Source organism: Streptosporangium sp. OZ121 (genome assembly GCF_051918885.1).
In the GTDB taxonomy this organism is placed as follows: domain Bacteria; phylum Actinomycetota; class Actinomycetes; order Streptosporangiales; family Streptosporangiaceae; genus Streptosporangium.
On sequence record NZ_JBPXMC010000030.1, the window covers coordinates 83,441 to 97,234 of the forward strand.

General features: G+C 69.9%; 11 protein-coding genes and 1 tRNA gene. 8 read left to right on the forward strand and 4 right to left on the reverse strand.

The features are described from left to right. Window positions 1–4 precede the first annotated feature (4 nt). A complete protein-coding gene (locus tag ACTOQ1_RS35540; RefSeq protein ID WP_440072367.1) occupies window positions 5–994 on the forward strand; it encodes a LacI family DNA-binding transcriptional regulator in 990 nt (329 codons plus the stop codon). A 1-nt stretch (window position 995) separates the two neighbouring features. Here ACTOQ1_RS35540 and ACTOQ1_RS35545 read toward each other — a convergent pair whose 3' ends face one another. Both ACTOQ1_RS35545 and ACTOQ1_RS35550 read right to left on the reverse strand, forming a co-directional pair. Beyond that, window positions 996–2,495 carry an aromatic amino acid lyase gene (locus ACTOQ1_RS35545; RefSeq protein ID WP_440072368.1) on the reverse strand — a complete coding sequence of 500 codons (1,500 nt, stop codon included), beginning with the start codon at window positions 2,493–2,495 and terminating at the stop codon, window positions 996–998. 4 nt (window positions 2,496–2,499) lie between these two features. After that, entirely contained in the window at window positions 2,500–2,880 is a 381-nt protein-coding gene (locus ACTOQ1_RS35550; protein ID WP_440072369.1) for a phage holin family protein, read from the reverse strand. Between the two features lie 599 nt (window positions 2,881–3,479). Here ACTOQ1_RS35550 and ACTOQ1_RS35555 point away from each other — a divergent pair. From ACTOQ1_RS35555 to ACTOQ1_RS35570, 4 genes are all read left to right on the forward strand, one after another. Next, window positions 3,480–4,472 carry an NADP-dependent oxidoreductase gene (locus ACTOQ1_RS35555; protein ID WP_440072385.1) on the forward strand — a complete coding sequence of 331 codons (993 nt, stop codon included), beginning with the start codon at window positions 3,480–3,482 and terminating at the stop codon, window positions 4,470–4,472. Between the two features lie 61 nt (window positions 4,473–4,533). Continuing rightward, window positions 4,534–4,818, forward strand: a complete 285-nt coding sequence (locus ACTOQ1_RS35560) for a hypothetical protein (protein WP_440072370.1) — start codon at window positions 4,534–4,536, stop codon at window positions 4,816–4,818. Window positions 4,819–4,904: 86 nt separating this feature from the next. Further along, complete coding sequence (locus ACTOQ1_RS35565; RefSeq protein WP_362841513.1) at window positions 4,905–5,300, forward strand: OsmC family protein; 396 nt, start codon at window positions 4,905–4,907, stop codon at window positions 5,298–5,300. Between the two features lie 411 nt (window positions 5,301–5,711). Next, window positions 5,712–5,788, forward strand: a tRNA-Lys gene (locus ACTOQ1_RS35570). A 92-nt stretch (window positions 5,789–5,880) separates the two neighbouring features. Here ACTOQ1_RS35570 and ACTOQ1_RS35575 read toward each other — a convergent pair. Both ACTOQ1_RS35575 and ACTOQ1_RS35580 read right to left on the reverse strand, forming a co-directional pair. Then, window positions 5,881–7,593: a protein kinase domain-containing protein gene (locus tag ACTOQ1_RS35575; protein WP_440072371.1), complete on the reverse strand. Its 1,713-nt coding sequence runs from the start codon at window positions 7,591–7,593 to the stop codon at window positions 5,881–5,883. 6 nt (window positions 7,594–7,599) lie between these two features. After that, entirely contained in the window at window positions 7,600–8,997 is a 1,398-nt protein-coding gene (locus tag ACTOQ1_RS35580) for a DUF4407 domain-containing protein (RefSeq protein ID WP_440072372.1), read from the reverse strand. A gap of 307 nt (window positions 8,998–9,304) precedes the next feature. On the opposite strand from ACTOQ1_RS35580, the gene ACTOQ1_RS35585 reads away from it, so the two are divergent. Genes ACTOQ1_RS35585 through ACTOQ1_RS35595 form a run of 3 tightly spaced genes read left to right on the forward strand, consistent with a single transcriptional unit; the run spans window position 9,305 to window position 13,793 of the window. Then, window positions 9,305–10,831 carry a hypothetical protein gene (locus ACTOQ1_RS35585; protein WP_440072373.1) on the forward strand — a complete coding sequence of 509 codons (1,527 nt, stop codon included), beginning with the start codon at window positions 9,305–9,307 and terminating at the stop codon, window positions 10,829–10,831. A gap of 5 nt (window positions 10,832–10,836) precedes the next feature. Beyond that, entirely contained in the window at window positions 10,837–11,847 is a 1,011-nt protein-coding gene (locus tag ACTOQ1_RS35590) for a hypothetical protein (protein WP_440072374.1), read from the forward strand. Window positions 11,848–11,867: 20 nt separating this feature from the next. Beyond that, window positions 11,868–13,793 (forward strand): hypothetical protein, encoded by a 1,926-nt coding sequence (locus tag ACTOQ1_RS35595; RefSeq protein WP_440072375.1) that lies wholly within the window; start codon window positions 11,868–11,870, stop codon window positions 13,791–13,793. Window position 13,794 lies beyond the last annotated feature (1 nt).

Here is a 13,794-nt window from a genome sequence, read left to right on the forward strand (position 1 = left end):
TCCGATGTCCCGGCCCCGGAAACGAGCGACCATACGTGAGGTGGCGAAGGCCACCGGTCTTTCGCCCGCCGCCGTCTCGTACGCCCTGCGCGGCCTGCAGGTGTCGGAGGAGACCATCGAGCGGGTGCGGCAGGCCGCGGCCGAGCTCGGCTACGAGGCCGACCCCATCGCCCGTGCCCTGGCCAGCGGCCGGACCGGGATGATCGGCCTGCTCTGCGGCTCCCTGGAGGACCTCTGGCAGCAGGCGCTGGCCGTCGGCATCGGCCGGGCCCTCAAGGACAACGACCGCTACGCCCTGATCCTGGACGCCGCGGGAGATCCGGCCAGGGAGAACACGCTCGCCAGGCAGCTCCGTGACCAGCGGGTGGACGCGCTGATCGTGCAACCGGTCGACCCCGCGGCGCCGCTCTGGGCCGACCTGTGCGAGGGACTGCCGGTGGTGTCGATCGGCGACGCCCTCGCCGGGGCGCGCACGGCGGGTGAGGTCGTCTTCGACAACCGTGCCGGGGTGACCCTCGCCCTGGAGCATCTGCGCCGGCGGGGCCACCGGCGGCTGGCCGTCCTCACCTCGACGCGGGCCAGCACCCCCGACCGGCCCGCCGACGTGCACGTCCTGGCCGAGGCCGGGCGGCTGGGCCTGGACATCGAGATGGTCACCGCCTCGCAGTCGCTGGGACCCGCCACCCGGGTCGCGGGCGAGATGCTCGACGCCGGCCACCGGGCGTTCTTCTGCTTCGCAGACTCGATCGCCTACGGCGTCTACGCGGCCTCGGCCGAGCGGAAGCTGGGCATCCCGTTCGAGGTGTCCGTGATGGGTTACGACGACCATCCCATGTCGGGTCTGCTCACCCCCGGCCTGACCACGGTCGACTGGGACATCGACGGCATCGTCCGGGCCGCGGTCCGCATCGTCGTGGCGGCCGCCGACGGCAACACGCGCCGCCGCCGCATCGTCCAGGCACCCCAGCTCCGCGAGCGCGGCTCGGTCGGCTGACTCACAGGTCTCGGGGAACGAGGCCGGGCAGGAGCCCGCGTGCCGCGTCGAGGTCGGCGTCCAGGGGACGGTCCTCCATCGCGGGATCGAGCGGCAGGTCGCAGGGCAGGCCGCGCCGCCGCAGGGCCCGTACCGAGGCCACCAGCTCGCACGCCAGGACGATCTCCAGCGGTTCGGCGGCGGCGAGCGCGGAGCGGGCCGCCTGCGGGGTGAAGCTCGCGTGGTCCTCGGTGCCCAGGGAGAGCACGGCGCCGCCCAGGGTGACCGGCGCGGCCAGGTGGCGCAGCTCGGCCAGCGCGGAGTGCGCGACGTATTCGAGGATCATGACCCCGGACAGCCCGGGACGTTCGGCCAGGAAGGGGAGCAGGCCCGTGTGGGCCGGATCGTTCAGGGTGGCGAGCCTGGCGGCGCTCAGCGTCGCGGTCTGCACGAGCGCGGCCCGCAGGGCGTCGAGGGCGAGCGCGACCCGCGCCGAGTGGAAGTTGCCGTTGTGCCAGGCCTGGCCGTCGGCGATCAGCGGGTTCTCCGGAGCCGCGTTCATCTCCTCGACGATCGTCCGCTCCGCCCGGCCGAGAGCGTCGAGGACGGCCCCGTGGACCTGCGGGAAGGCGCGGTAGCCGTACGGGTCCTGGACGCGGCGCGGGCTGGTGGAGCCGACCAGTGCCCTCAGCTCGGTCGCGACCTCGGTCTGCTCGGGGCCGCGTTGCACGACGGGGGAGAGCGGTTCGAGCGAGGCCTCGATCGCCCGGAAGGAGTGGGCCGCGACCGCCGTGGCGGCGGACAGCAGGACGCCCAGGCGGTGACAGGCCAGCGCGGCGTCCGCCAGGGTCGCCGCGCCCGAGCTGATGAACGGCAGCGCGTCACCGGAGGCGAGCGCGAACCTGGGTACCGGATCTCCCGCCCGCGTCCCCGGCGGGCCGCCCCCCGCGTTCCCCGCTCCGCTCCCGGCTTCGCTCCCGGACGGGGGATTCCCGTTCCGTACGCCGGTGTCTCCGGTGTCTCCGGTGTCTCCGTCCCGCGCCCCGGTCCGTACGTCCTCGGAGGGCGAGGTCCAGGGAAGCTCGCCCAGGAGGCAGAGCGCGGTCGTGGCCAGGGCGGTCAGGTCGCCGGTGCCGATGGCGCCGTAGGTGCGGATCGGCGGGGTGAGGCCGCGGTTGACGGCGGCGGCGAGCACCGGCAGGAGCGCGGGATCGACCCCCGAGCCGCCGGCGAGCAGCTGGTTGAGCCGGACCACGAGGGTGGCGCGGGCGCGGAACGCCTCGATCGCCGGTCCGGCGCCGCCCGCGTGGCTGCGGAGCAGGTCCAGGCCGGTGTCCTCGGCCGCCACGTCCTTGTTGGCGCCCACGCCGGTGGTCCGGCCGTACACGGGCCCGTTGAGCAGGCCGGCCATCCGCCATGCCGCCTCCGCGCGGCCGGTGGAGCCCAGCGCGATCCCGGAGCCGTGGGCCGCCCGGTCGACCTGCTCGCAGGTCAGGTGGGCGCCGTCAAGGACGACGGTCATCGGCTCAGTCGCCGACGATCGCGTCGAGGATCAGGTCGAGCAGCCAGCTGACCAGGCCGACGACGATCGCACCCCAGAACGCGGCCCAGAAGCCGTCGACGTGGAAGGGCAGCGAGAGCTCGCCGGCGATCCAGCTGGTCAGCAGCAGCAGCCCGGCGTTGACCACCAGGGCGAACAGGCCGAGCGTGAGGATGTAGAAGGCGCAGCCGAGTGTCGCGATGATCGGCTTCAGGACCGCGTTGACGATCCCGAAGACGAGAGCGACGGCGATGAGCGTGCCGATCTCCTTGACCGGGGTCTGTGCGGACACCGTGATGCCGTCCACGAACCGGGTCGCCGCCCACAGAGCGGCTGCTACGACCAATATTTTGATGATTACTTTCACGTTTCGGGATCCTCGCATGAATAGCCGGACGGACGGTAGGTTTGCGCCCCTGATGTGGATATATACGCATAACAGGTGTTTTCCGGTCGGCCGCGTGTCCACCGGTCCGGTCACCTCGGGCGACGAGGACGCGGCGGCCGCCGCGATCGCCGGGACGGTGAGCCGACCCGGCTGCCGCGGAAAGTTTCGCATCCGTGACCGTATGCGGTCATGAAAGTGGCGAGATCATGTCAGGTGCGCCGCTCCCCGCCGTGGAGAAACGCCGCCGGGTGGGAAAGTCCCAGGTGAGGAGCACGAATCGCCGAGGGGACCTCATCATGTCCAACGCCCGATCATTCACCGGCCGACCGGAGAAGCCGTCCGCCGGAGCCAGGACGGGGCCCGGAACCGGAACCGAGGCCCATTCCGTCCCCAAGCCCGGCCCGCCCCCCAAGCCAGGCCCCCCGCCCAAGCCCGGTCCGCCCAAGCCCGGTCCCCCTCCCAGGCCCGCTCCCGGCCCCGACCCGGGAACGGGGCCCGCCCCGGGCACAAGGCCCGACCCGGGAACGGGGACCACCGGCCGTACGCCGCGCGGGGAGGGACGTACGGTCTCCAGGGAGATCCGGCTCGCGTCGCGGCCCTCGGGGTGGCCGGCTCCGGAGAACTTCGAGACGGTGGAGGTCGAGCTGCCCGCCCCCGCCGAAGGGGAGATCCTCGTCCGCAACCTCTTCATGAGCGTCGACCCGTACATGCGGGGACGCATGAACGAGGGCAAGTCCTACATCCCGCCCTTCCAGGTCGGCGAGCCCCTCGACGGCGGCGCGCTCGGCGAGGTCGTCGTGTCACGCGCGCCCGGCCTCGCGCCCGGAGACACCGTCACCCACCGGTACGGCTGGCGTGAGTACGCCGTCCTCGACGCGAAGGAGGCCCGCAAGGTCGAGGAGATCCCCGGAGTACCGCTCTCCGCCTACCTGGGCGCGCTGGGCATGACCGGCCTCACCGCGTACGTGGGCCTGCTCGACATCGCCCGCTTCAAGGAGGGTGAGGCGGTGTTCGTGTCCGGCGCGGCGGGCGCGGTGGGCAGCATGGCCGGGCAGATCGCCCGGCTGAAGGGCGCCTCGCGCGTGGTGGGCAGCGCCGGGTCACGGGAGAAGGTGACCCACCTGATCCGCGACCTCGGCTTCGACGCCGCCTTCAACTACCGCGACGGCGAAATCCGCGAGCAACTCGCCAGGGCCGCCCCCGGAGGGATCGACGTCTACTTCGACAACGTCGGCGGCGAGCACCTGGAGGCGGCCATCGACGAGCTGAGGACGTACGGCAGGGCCGCGATGTGCGGTTCGATCTCCTCCTACAACGCCACCGAGCCGGTCCCGGGCCCGAGAAACATGGGCCTGACCGTGGGAAAGCGGCTCACCCTGCGCGGATTCATCGTGTCCGACCACCAGGCGCGCCTGCCCGACATGATCGCCGAGGTGGGTACCTGGCTCCGCGAGGGCAAGATCACCTTCACCGAGACCGTGGTCGACGGCCTGGAGAACGCCCCGCGGGCGTTCATCGACATGCTCCGCGGGGCCAACACCGGAAAGATGCTGGTCCGGCTGGTGCCCTGACGGTGCATACCGTCAATTGCGCATGATGGCCATATTCTCGGGGCAGAAGGGGCGTGAGGGGGTGGGTCTGTTGGAAACGGACGAGCTTGAGTCGCTGTCGGCCCAGGAACTGCATGATCGCGCGGTCCACTACGCCGTGCACCACGGAGATCTCGGCTTCCTGTGGGAGCTGCTCACGTTGATTCCCGCGGCGGAGGCGTCCGCGGGGAACGAGGACCAGACGACCAACGACCTCAGCCGGGTCTCGGCCCTGCTTAGCGACGCGATGGCCTCGGGCCACGGGGAACTGGGCGAGGCGCTGCGGCCGTTCTACATCGATTACCTGTCCAAACATCCAGAGGCCTGAGGCGGGCCTCGTTCCGGCCCTCACCCGGGCGTTCCTCCCTTCGCGGGCCTCTGTAGGGTGATCCGCAGATTCAGGGGAGGAACGCCATGGCACAGGTGAGAGTGGAGCGGACCGACGACGGGTTCGTGGCGCGCAACGATCGCGGAGCCGAGGTCGCCATGGGCGGCGGTGACGAGCAGGGGGTGTTCACCCCGGTCGAGCTGCTGCTCGCGGCGCTCGGCGGCTGCAACATCGTCACCGTGGAGCCGCTGACGGCCCAGCGCGGCCATCGGATGACCCGCCTGGCGATGACCGTCCAGGCGGAGAAGGTCGAGTCGTCCAGGCTGGGGACGATCACGATCACCTACGACGTGGAGCTGCCCGAGGGGGACGAGAAGGCCGCCGAGGTCCTCCGCGCCGTGGCCCACCGCGTCGAGGAGAAGTACTGCACGGTGAGCCGGGCTCTGCGGGACAACATGGAGATCGACCTCGAACTCCCCTGACGGTCCCCACCGGGTGACCCGCTGACGGCGCTTCGGTGATACCGGGTCAAGGTTGGGTGTAGGCGCAAAATCAACCTTTGGATGACGCGCCCGTTACATTTGGCTAGGTAGTGTTGTTGCAGGTCGAGGGGTCTGCGAAGCCCGGGGGGAGCGTTGCAGAGACTTTTCACCGGATAAGAACGCGAGGGGGATCGCGTTCCTGAGCGGAGCCGCCGAAGTCTTGGGGGAGACGACGGCAAAGCCCGCGAAGAGACCGGGGCCGGACAGTTGGGGGACTGTCCGGCCCCGAGTCTGTGGAGGACCGGACGGCGTCCGGCCGGTCCGGTTTCTCCAGAGGACGGACCGGAGCCGGCCGGGATCAACCGGGGTGCGAGCGCGCTGAAGCTGCTGCTAGAGTTACCTCCGTTGCAAGCGCCGCTAGCTCAGTTGGTTAGAGCAGCTGACTCTTAATCAGCGGGTCCGGGGTTCGAGTCCCTGGCGGCGCACCACCGGCTGAAGCCGATGACCTGGGCACCTTCCGCATCGCGGAGGTGCCCGCAGTCATTTCCGGCCCCCCTCGGGGTCTTCCGGCCCCAGGAGGTCATTTCCGGCCCCCACCCGGGTTTTCTGGCCGAGCCCGTTCCCCACGTGATCGTTGTTCTCTCGCCGGGTGCAGGTGGAGCAGGACCTGAGCGCGTACGGCGTCGTCGAGCCCGCTGAGCAGGCGATCGGCGCGGCCGTCGGAGGAGGATCCGAGCAGTCCGGCGATGATGGCGGGGGGCAGGTAACCGAGCACGTTGCACGCCCTTTTCACCGGCATCGTCTCGATCAGGCGGACGGCGAGCGGGCTAGCGGAGAGGGCGCGGACGATGCCGGCCGTGGTCCGGGTGGCCGTACACGCGAGGATCTTCGCGACCTCGCCGGGGGGAAGGGCGCCCAGCAGCGCGCTGCCCCGCCGGGGGTCGACGTGGCTCAGTATCTGGCCCGCGCGGGTTGTCCCCAGCGCTCGCAGCACCGCGGCGGCCTCCTGCGGCTTGGCCGCCATCACGTTCAGCACGGCGCCGCCGGCTCTCGCAGGAGCCGCGTCGAGGATCGAGGCGGCCCTCGCCACGGGCAGTTCCAGCAGGATCGCCGCCGCGACGTCCGGCTCCATCCGGATCAGCACCCGCTGGACGGTCTCCGTGGGAAGGCGGGTGAGCAGTCGCGCCGCGGGTGAGGGCGCCATGGCGCCGAGAACCCGTGCGGTTTCCGCCGGATCCAGCCCTCCGAGGTCCACGGACCTCTCCGGCGTGCGATCCGCGACTCCGGGCGCGGGGCGGCGCGAGGGGGAGCGGGAGAGGTGGGGAGAGGGAGGTGAGGGGGCGGCCCCGCGACGGTGCGATGGGGACGCGGACGCGAGGTCGGGTGGGGGAGATGCGGAGGCGGCCTCGCGACGGTGTGGTGAGGGGGAGGGAGGCGAGGGGGCGGGCCCGGATCGGTGCTGTGAGGCCTGGGGCAGGGGGATGGCGACGATCGACCTGAGAACCTCCTTGAGCTCCCGGGCGTCCATCCGCCGCTCGGGGGCCTTGCGCAGCAGCCTGACGACCGCGTCGGACAGCGCCCCCGTACGGGTGAGGGGAGGAGGGTCGTCGAAGGTGATGGCCTTCATGGTGGCCGGCACGCTGCCGCGGAAGAACGGGGAGTGTCCCTCCAGGGCGTGGAAGAAGGTGGCGCCCAGGGACCACAGGTCGGCGGGCGGTCCCGGAGGGAGGCCGTTGATCCGTTCGGGCGCCATGTACTCCAGGGTGCCCGCGAAGGAGTTCTGCGAGGTGAGGCGGCTCTCGCCGACGATGTGGGCGATGCCGAAGTCGACGAGGAACACCTCGCCCTCCTCGCCGAGGAGGATGTTGGCGGGCTTCACGTCACGGTGCAGCACGTCGGCCCGGTGCGCGGCGGTCAGCGCGGCCAGCACCCGCCCGCCGATCTCGGCGATCCGGCGCTCGTCGAGGGGGCCGTGCTCGATCAGGTCCTGGAGCGAGTGGCCCTTGACGTAGGCCATCACGATCCAGGAGAGGTCGTCCTCCACGAACACGTCGTAGACCTCGGCGATACCGGGGTGCCTGATCCGCGCCGCGGCCCGCGCCTCGCGCAGCACGCGTTGGCGGCGCACGGACAGGGGCTCTCCGTTCGGGGACAGGACGAGCTCCTTGAGCGCGACACGGCGGCCGAGCACCTCGTCCTCGGCCAGCCACACGTTGCCCATCCCGCCGCTGCCGATCACGGACAGGAGCCGGTAGCGGCCGTTGACCACGCGGTCGTTCGTCTCGGGGGTCACGCAGGATCAGTCGTCGTCATCGGGGAACAGGTCGATCCTGCCGGGACGCTCGCCCGCAGGGCCGTCGCCGGAGTCGGATCCGCGGAACACCCGGGTGTTCGGCATCGCGCGCAGCAGGTCGTCCTCGCCGGAGTAGTGGTCGCTGTCCGGGTTTCGCGGCATACGCGCGGTGTTCGACGGCCTGGCCGGGGTCCGCTCCCTGTGAGCGGCGCGTAACGGGTCTGGCTCCTCCCAGATATCCCATATCGATGCGGAGTCGTCGTCGGGGTCCTGCCGCGTCGCGGAACCCGGCGAGGGGGCGGCGGAACCGAACTGGGAGCTGTAGCTGTCTCGCGCGTCGCGGAACTCCTGCTTCGCCGCGAGGTTGAGGATCTTCTCGTAGTTACCCGGCTTCTGCATCAGCTTGACCGCGACCGGCAGGCACTCGATCAGCAGGAACAGCAGGATCAGCAGGAGGTGGGTCAACCTGAGGGTGACGTCCTCGCCGGACACCTCGTTGAGGGCCTGCAGCCGGATCAGCAGCCCGTCGGTGGCCCGGTTCTCCGCGTCGAACGCGTTCTGCAGGTCGCTCTGGCGCCGTACGGCGGCGTCGAGCAACTCCTGGGTCTTGGGCAGTTCCTGCCTCGCCTGGGCGAGGCGCTCGGCCCTGCTGCTCTCGTCCGTGGCGGTGAGCTCCGCCTTGCGCTCCTCGATCTGCCGGTTGAGCAGGTCGACCCGGCTCTTGGCCTTCTTGTAGGTGCTCTCGCTGGCTTGAGCCAGTGGGCCGTTGCCCTTGCGCGGGCACGTCTTTCCGCCGTAGAGCTGGCACTGCCACTCGTCGTAGAGCTTTTCGACCTGCTTCTGCTGGGTGTCGCGCTCGGCGGTCAGCGACTTGACCTTGGGGTCCTTGGAGGGGTCCAGCGGGACGTCGCCCTCCGAAGTGATCACGTTCTGGAGAGCGGCCGTCTCCTTGCGGAGGCGGTCGAGCTCCTTGGCGACGCTGCCCGCGCTCTGCCGCATGGTGAATTCGTTGGCGCGCTGCTGTTTGATCTGGACGATCTGCGCGTCGATCTCGGACTTGAAGATCTGCAGCACCAGCGGGGTGGAGACGACGATGCCGAGCAGCAGGGCCATGAGGATCCGCGGCAGGGCCACCCTCCAGAGGCGCGACCCGTCGGCGTGCATGGTGCTGACCAGCCAGCGGTCGAGACTCATGATGGCCAGGCCCCAGACGAGGCTGGCGGGGATGGCGATGAGGAGGGGGACGTCGAGCGCGGAGTTCAGGGCGAAGGTCATCGACACGACCGCCAGCACGCTGGTGGTGAGCACGGCTCCGCCGATGCCCTCGAATTTCCCCTGCTCGGTCGGACAGAGCTTCAAGATTTCTGGGCGTGCGCCGGACAGGGTAATCAGGAGTGTCCTCATCTATTCCCCTTCCGAATGGCGCTCGAACCAGCGGTTATGAACCTTAGATCATGAGCGCGGGGCGTCGCCATGACAGGGACACTATTATAATTCCGTAAGGTGTGATTCCTTATACCGCAGGGAAATCAAGTCCGTGGAACGTCCCGGAGATGATCACTGTGAGGCTGTCAGGACCTTGACAAAGGACAGAAAGAGAATTACACCGCAGGCGTTCGGGAATTCGCCGGGGGGTTTCCGGGGGGCGGGCGGAGCCGTCGCGCCGACACTGCTCGATGCCCTTCTTTAGACGTGTTACGGAGGCCCGCAGGTGACCGAGCCGGGTGAGGTTCCGCTCCGCAAGGCCCTCGCCGGGGCGGTCGCGGGGCTCGACGAGTCCGGGCGGCTGACCGTGGTGGAGGTGGCCGCCGACGGCATCACCACCTTCGATCTGCGCCGCGACGACCTGGGCAGGCCGCGCTGCCGGTTCAACCCGGTGATCCCGTGGACCTCTCTGCCGGGTGAGCGCGGGTGGGACGACCTCGGGCGCGACCCCGCGCGGCGTGACGTCACGCGGCAGGATTCCGCGAGGCGGGATCCGGTAGGACATGACCTCACGTGGCAGGATCCCGCGCGGCGTGACGTCACGCGGCAGGACCCCACAGAGGAGGCCGTCATCCGCGCTGCGGGCGTCCACTCCGATGCCGCGCCGATCCTTGTCTGCTCCTTCCCCGACAGCCCGCTGGCCGGGCAGGCGCTGACCTGGCTGCATGCGGCGTGTCCTGAGGCGACGGCCTTCGTCCAGGCGGACGTGCGGGTCGACGCGCTGCTGCGCGAGGTCGTCAGGAACGACCCGCTGGACCGTCCGTACGAGCTGGTCGTGCTGAAGCGGAGCGCGGTGACGGGCGGGCTCGAGCTCGCCGCCCACCAGCTGTTCGGCATCGGGGCCAGGCCCGGCGCGGTCGTCGAGGTCAGCGCTCGCTGCGAGGCGGGTGACGACAGGGGCACCGCGTTCGCGGTGGTGGCCTGGGGGCGGAGGCCGCTGCTGCTGTCGGTGCAGTCGGCGAGGCTCGTCCCCGGCCGTCACGATTTCACGGTCGAGCTGGAGAGACCTGGCCGGGTCCGTTTCCTCGGCCTGCCGGGCCTGGTGGACGACGACCGTAGCTGGGCCGACCTGGTCGAGGCGGTGCCGCGCCGGCTCGACACCCGAGACGGCTCGCGACACCTGATCTGCGCGGTGGAGATCAGCGGTGCTCCGGGTGACGTCATGAGGCGGCTCGACCGCATCCGCCAGATGATCACGAAGATGTCCGCCGACCCCTCGGGGTTCCTCCAGGTGTCGCTGGTCGCCTACGGTGCGCACTCCTACGACCGGAGGGTTCCCGATGGGAAGGTCGAGGTCGCGGACTGGCTGGTCCCTCCCGGGCAGGCCCTCGCCTCGCTGTCTCGCCTGGAGGAGCGCGACCCGGCGCCGGAGGGCCATCCGCACGGTGCTCAGCTGGAGGACATGCTCGCCGTGGTGGCCGGCCGGATCGGTGAGGGAGATGCCGAGCGGACGGTGCTCCTCACGGTCGGCGATCGGCCGCCGCATCCGGCCAGGGTGAACGGGACGATCCTGCCCTGCCCGTACCGGCACGACTGGCGTGCGCTGCTGTACCGGCTCGCCCAGCATCCGGGCATGGCGTTCGGGGCGATCTGCGACCGAGACGTCGGAGAGACCGACCCCGTCTGGTCCCGTCTGGGTGCCACCGCGCTGACCTGGCTGGACGCCCTGGACATCCGCGAGTTCGGTGCCGAGCTCGGCCTGACGGCGCCTCAGGACCAACCGATCCCCTTTCCCCTGATTGAGGTTTCATGACGAACATGTGGAGCGGGCAGCGCACGGCTCCCGACCTCGGATCCGGACGTTCGCTGCCGAACATCGCGATGTGGGGTGCGCCGGGCAGCGGGAAGACCACGCTTCTCGCCGCGCTCAACATCGCCCTGCTCCGCCAGGAGGGCGACTGGAGCGTCGTGGGCGCGGATGCCCAGTCCACCAGCTTTCTGACGGAGAAGACCACGGCGCTGTCGCGGGACAAGGTGTTCCCTCCGGCGACGCAGGGCCTGGACAACTACAACTGGTTCCTGGTGGGGCGGCACGAGCGGCGCGCACGCTGGCTCCGCAGGTCGAGGGCGGCCCGCGCCCTCAAGATCGGCATCAATCTCCTCGACCCGCCCGGTGGGGCCTTCAGTAACCAGCGAGGGGGTGGCACCTCACAGCAGGACCTGCTCCGCAACCTGGTGCACAGCAGGGGCATCGTCTTCCTCTTCGATCCCATCAGGGAGAACGAGGACGGCGACGCGTTCGAATACTTCTACGGGGCCCTCGCCCAGCTCGCCGAGCAGGTGATCGCCGGATCCGCGGTGACGGACGGCAAGCTGCCGCACTATCTCGCGGTCTGCATCACCAAGTTCGACGACTTCAAGGTGCTGGAGACGGCGAAGCGGCTGAGGTTGCTCACGACCGACCCCGAGGATCCCTTCGGGTTTCCCCGGGTGGCCAACGACGACGCGAAAGAGTTGTTCCAGCAGCTGTGCAGGGTGTCGGCCAGCGGAAACGCAGATATGGTCCTGAATGCTATTGGGCGATTTTTCCGTGAAGACCGAATTAGGTACTTTGTTACCTCGTCGATTGGTTTCTACGTCGGTCCGAAGAACAAACTCTTCGACATGGACGACTATCAGAACCTTGTTCCGACGGTTTTCCGGCCGGTGGACGGTCAGTCGGCCTTCGAGACCCGATACAACACCGAGATCCGGATACGCGGTGAAGTGCGTCCCATCAACGTGATGGAGCCGATGCTCTGGCTCGGGCAGCGGATTTCCGCGCCGTAGCCGATCAGGAGGACTGGCCGATGAGCACGGTGCGACTGCCGTTCGAATGGGCGGTCGGGGGAAAGCTCCCCGGCAGCGGTGACGACTACAGGATCCTCGCCTGCAGCCAGGGGCTGCTCAGCCGTGACGACTTCGAGGACATCAGAACGGTCTACACGATCGGCACCCCGGAGGAGCTGCCCCAGGTCATGATCGCGTGGGTGGGCAAGGGAGATGACGCGCGCCTGGTCCTGGCCATCCAGAGCTGGTCGGACGAGGAGGACAGACGGCATCGCAGGATCGCCCGCACCCGCTACTTCTGCGTGCCGTACGCCCACATCACCCAGCCCGCCTTCCCCGTGTCCTACGAAGATCTCTATCAGGCTCTCGGGGCGTTCCCGGTGCCCACGGAGAGGCAACTCGTGGTCTCCGTTCCCGCGTTCGACTCCGGCGTGGTCGCGGCGAGGATCGACGGGACGGCCCTGTGCACGGCCGCGCTGCTCATGACCGGCCAGCCCGTCTGCGTCGTGGGTGGCGAGGCCGTTCCGATGATCGAGCGTCTGCGATTCCTCGACACGGTGGCCGCGCTGCTCCCGTACGGCATGCGCGCGAGGCTGACGGCGTCGACCTGGGCGAGCAGCACCGCCGACCACAAGATCAGGCTCGCGTTCACCCAGCACGTCCCGGTGGGGACGTATCCGGTCGCCTGGGGGCAGCCGGTGGAGATCCCTGATCAGGAGGAGGACGCCTACCGCTACCTCACCCTGCTGGCGCGTCAGGACCTGAACGCCGGCCTGCTCGACTGGCTCGCCTCGCGGACCGAGCCGCTCACGTTCGGCAAGAACGGCAGAGCCCGCGCGCTGGACCTCCTGCGGGGGTTCGACCCCTCGCCCGTACTCGCGCTCATGCCCCCGCCCTCCCCCTCACCCGCTCAGGACCCGGTGGAAGGGTTGCTGACCGAGTGCGCCGACATTCTCGAACGCGGCGGGACGGCCGAGATCAGGGGTGTTCTCGACAGGCTGGACGGCGTTGTCGCGAGTCGCGGGCTGATGATCTCGGACGACGAGCGGGCTCGATACCAGAAAATCATCAGGGACCGCCGACTGCTGCCGCCGAAGGACGGACTGCCCGAGGAACTGCGGGCCTACCTGCTCGCGGTGATCCAGATGGCCGGATACGGTCCGGCGGCCACGTCCGCGCCGCGGACGGACGGGGTCACCCAGGAGGTGGCCCCGCCGGCCAGGGTGTCGACGACGGCGACGGTCCGCAGATCCCCTCCCGATCCGGTCGCCTCCATGAAGACGGCGTACCAACAGGGCAGGGAGGAGCGGGAGGAGATGCTCAGGCCACTGCAGACCAGGGAGCTGGTCGCGGTGGCCGCGCGGCAGCCCTACGACATGCGGGTGGTGGAGATCGCCTGTGACGAGCTCGTCATCCGGGGCGGCGGCCATGCCGAGGACCCGGAGATCGCCGAGGCCCTGCGCGAGTACGGTTATCTCGCCGACGCGATCAGCGGGCTTCACCCGGCCGGAGACCGAGCCCGGTTCGACCGGCTCTATGACCTGCTGAGGGCGGCCTACGGGCCGGAGTTCGGCCACAAGCAGTTCGAGGAGGTCATCCGCTCCCCGGCCGGGCAGTCGCCGACCCTGCTCGCCGCCGCGGTGTTCCTGTTCGGTGGGGGCGCGGGGGAGGCGCTGAAGAAGTCCGCCATCAACCTCGTGCGCGATTCGGGGCTCGACCGCGAGATCTTCGAAGGGGTCGAGAGGCGGCTGCTCGAATCCGAGTCCGGTGTGAGCCACCTGATCGCCGCCGGTCCGCCGAGGAAGAAGTGGAGGCGGTGGTTCGGACACGGGCGCCGGGGCAACAGGACCGAGCGTCCCGTGCCCGTCCTCACCCTCTACGGCGTGATCATCGTGCTCGCGTTCATCGCGCTGGTGGAGTTCTTCATGCTCATCCCGGGTCCCTGAG

Coding starts and splice junctions, on each gene's coding strand:
- ACTOQ1_RS35540 (WP_440072367.1), top strand. CDS start 5: ATGTCCCGGCCCCGGAAACGAGCGACCATACGTGAGGTGGCGAAGGCC.
- ACTOQ1_RS35545 (WP_440072368.1), bottom strand. CDS start 2,495: ATGACCGTCGTCCTTGACGGCGCCCACCTGACCTGCGAGCAGGTCGAC.
- ACTOQ1_RS35565 (WP_362841513.1), top strand. CDS start 4,905: ATGGCACAGGTGAGAGTGGAGCGGACCGACGACGGGTTCGTGGCGCGC.
- ACTOQ1_RS35580 (WP_440072372.1), bottom strand. CDS start 8,997: ATGAGGACACTCCTGATTACCCTGTCCGGCGCACGCCCAGAAATCTTG.
- ACTOQ1_RS35590 (WP_440072374.1), top strand. CDS start 10,837: ATGTGGAGCGGGCAGCGCACGGCTCCCGACCTCGGATCCGGACGTTCG.
- ACTOQ1_RS35595 (WP_440072375.1), top strand. CDS start 11,868: ATGAGCACGGTGCGACTGCCGTTCGAATGGGCGGTCGGGGGAAAGCTC.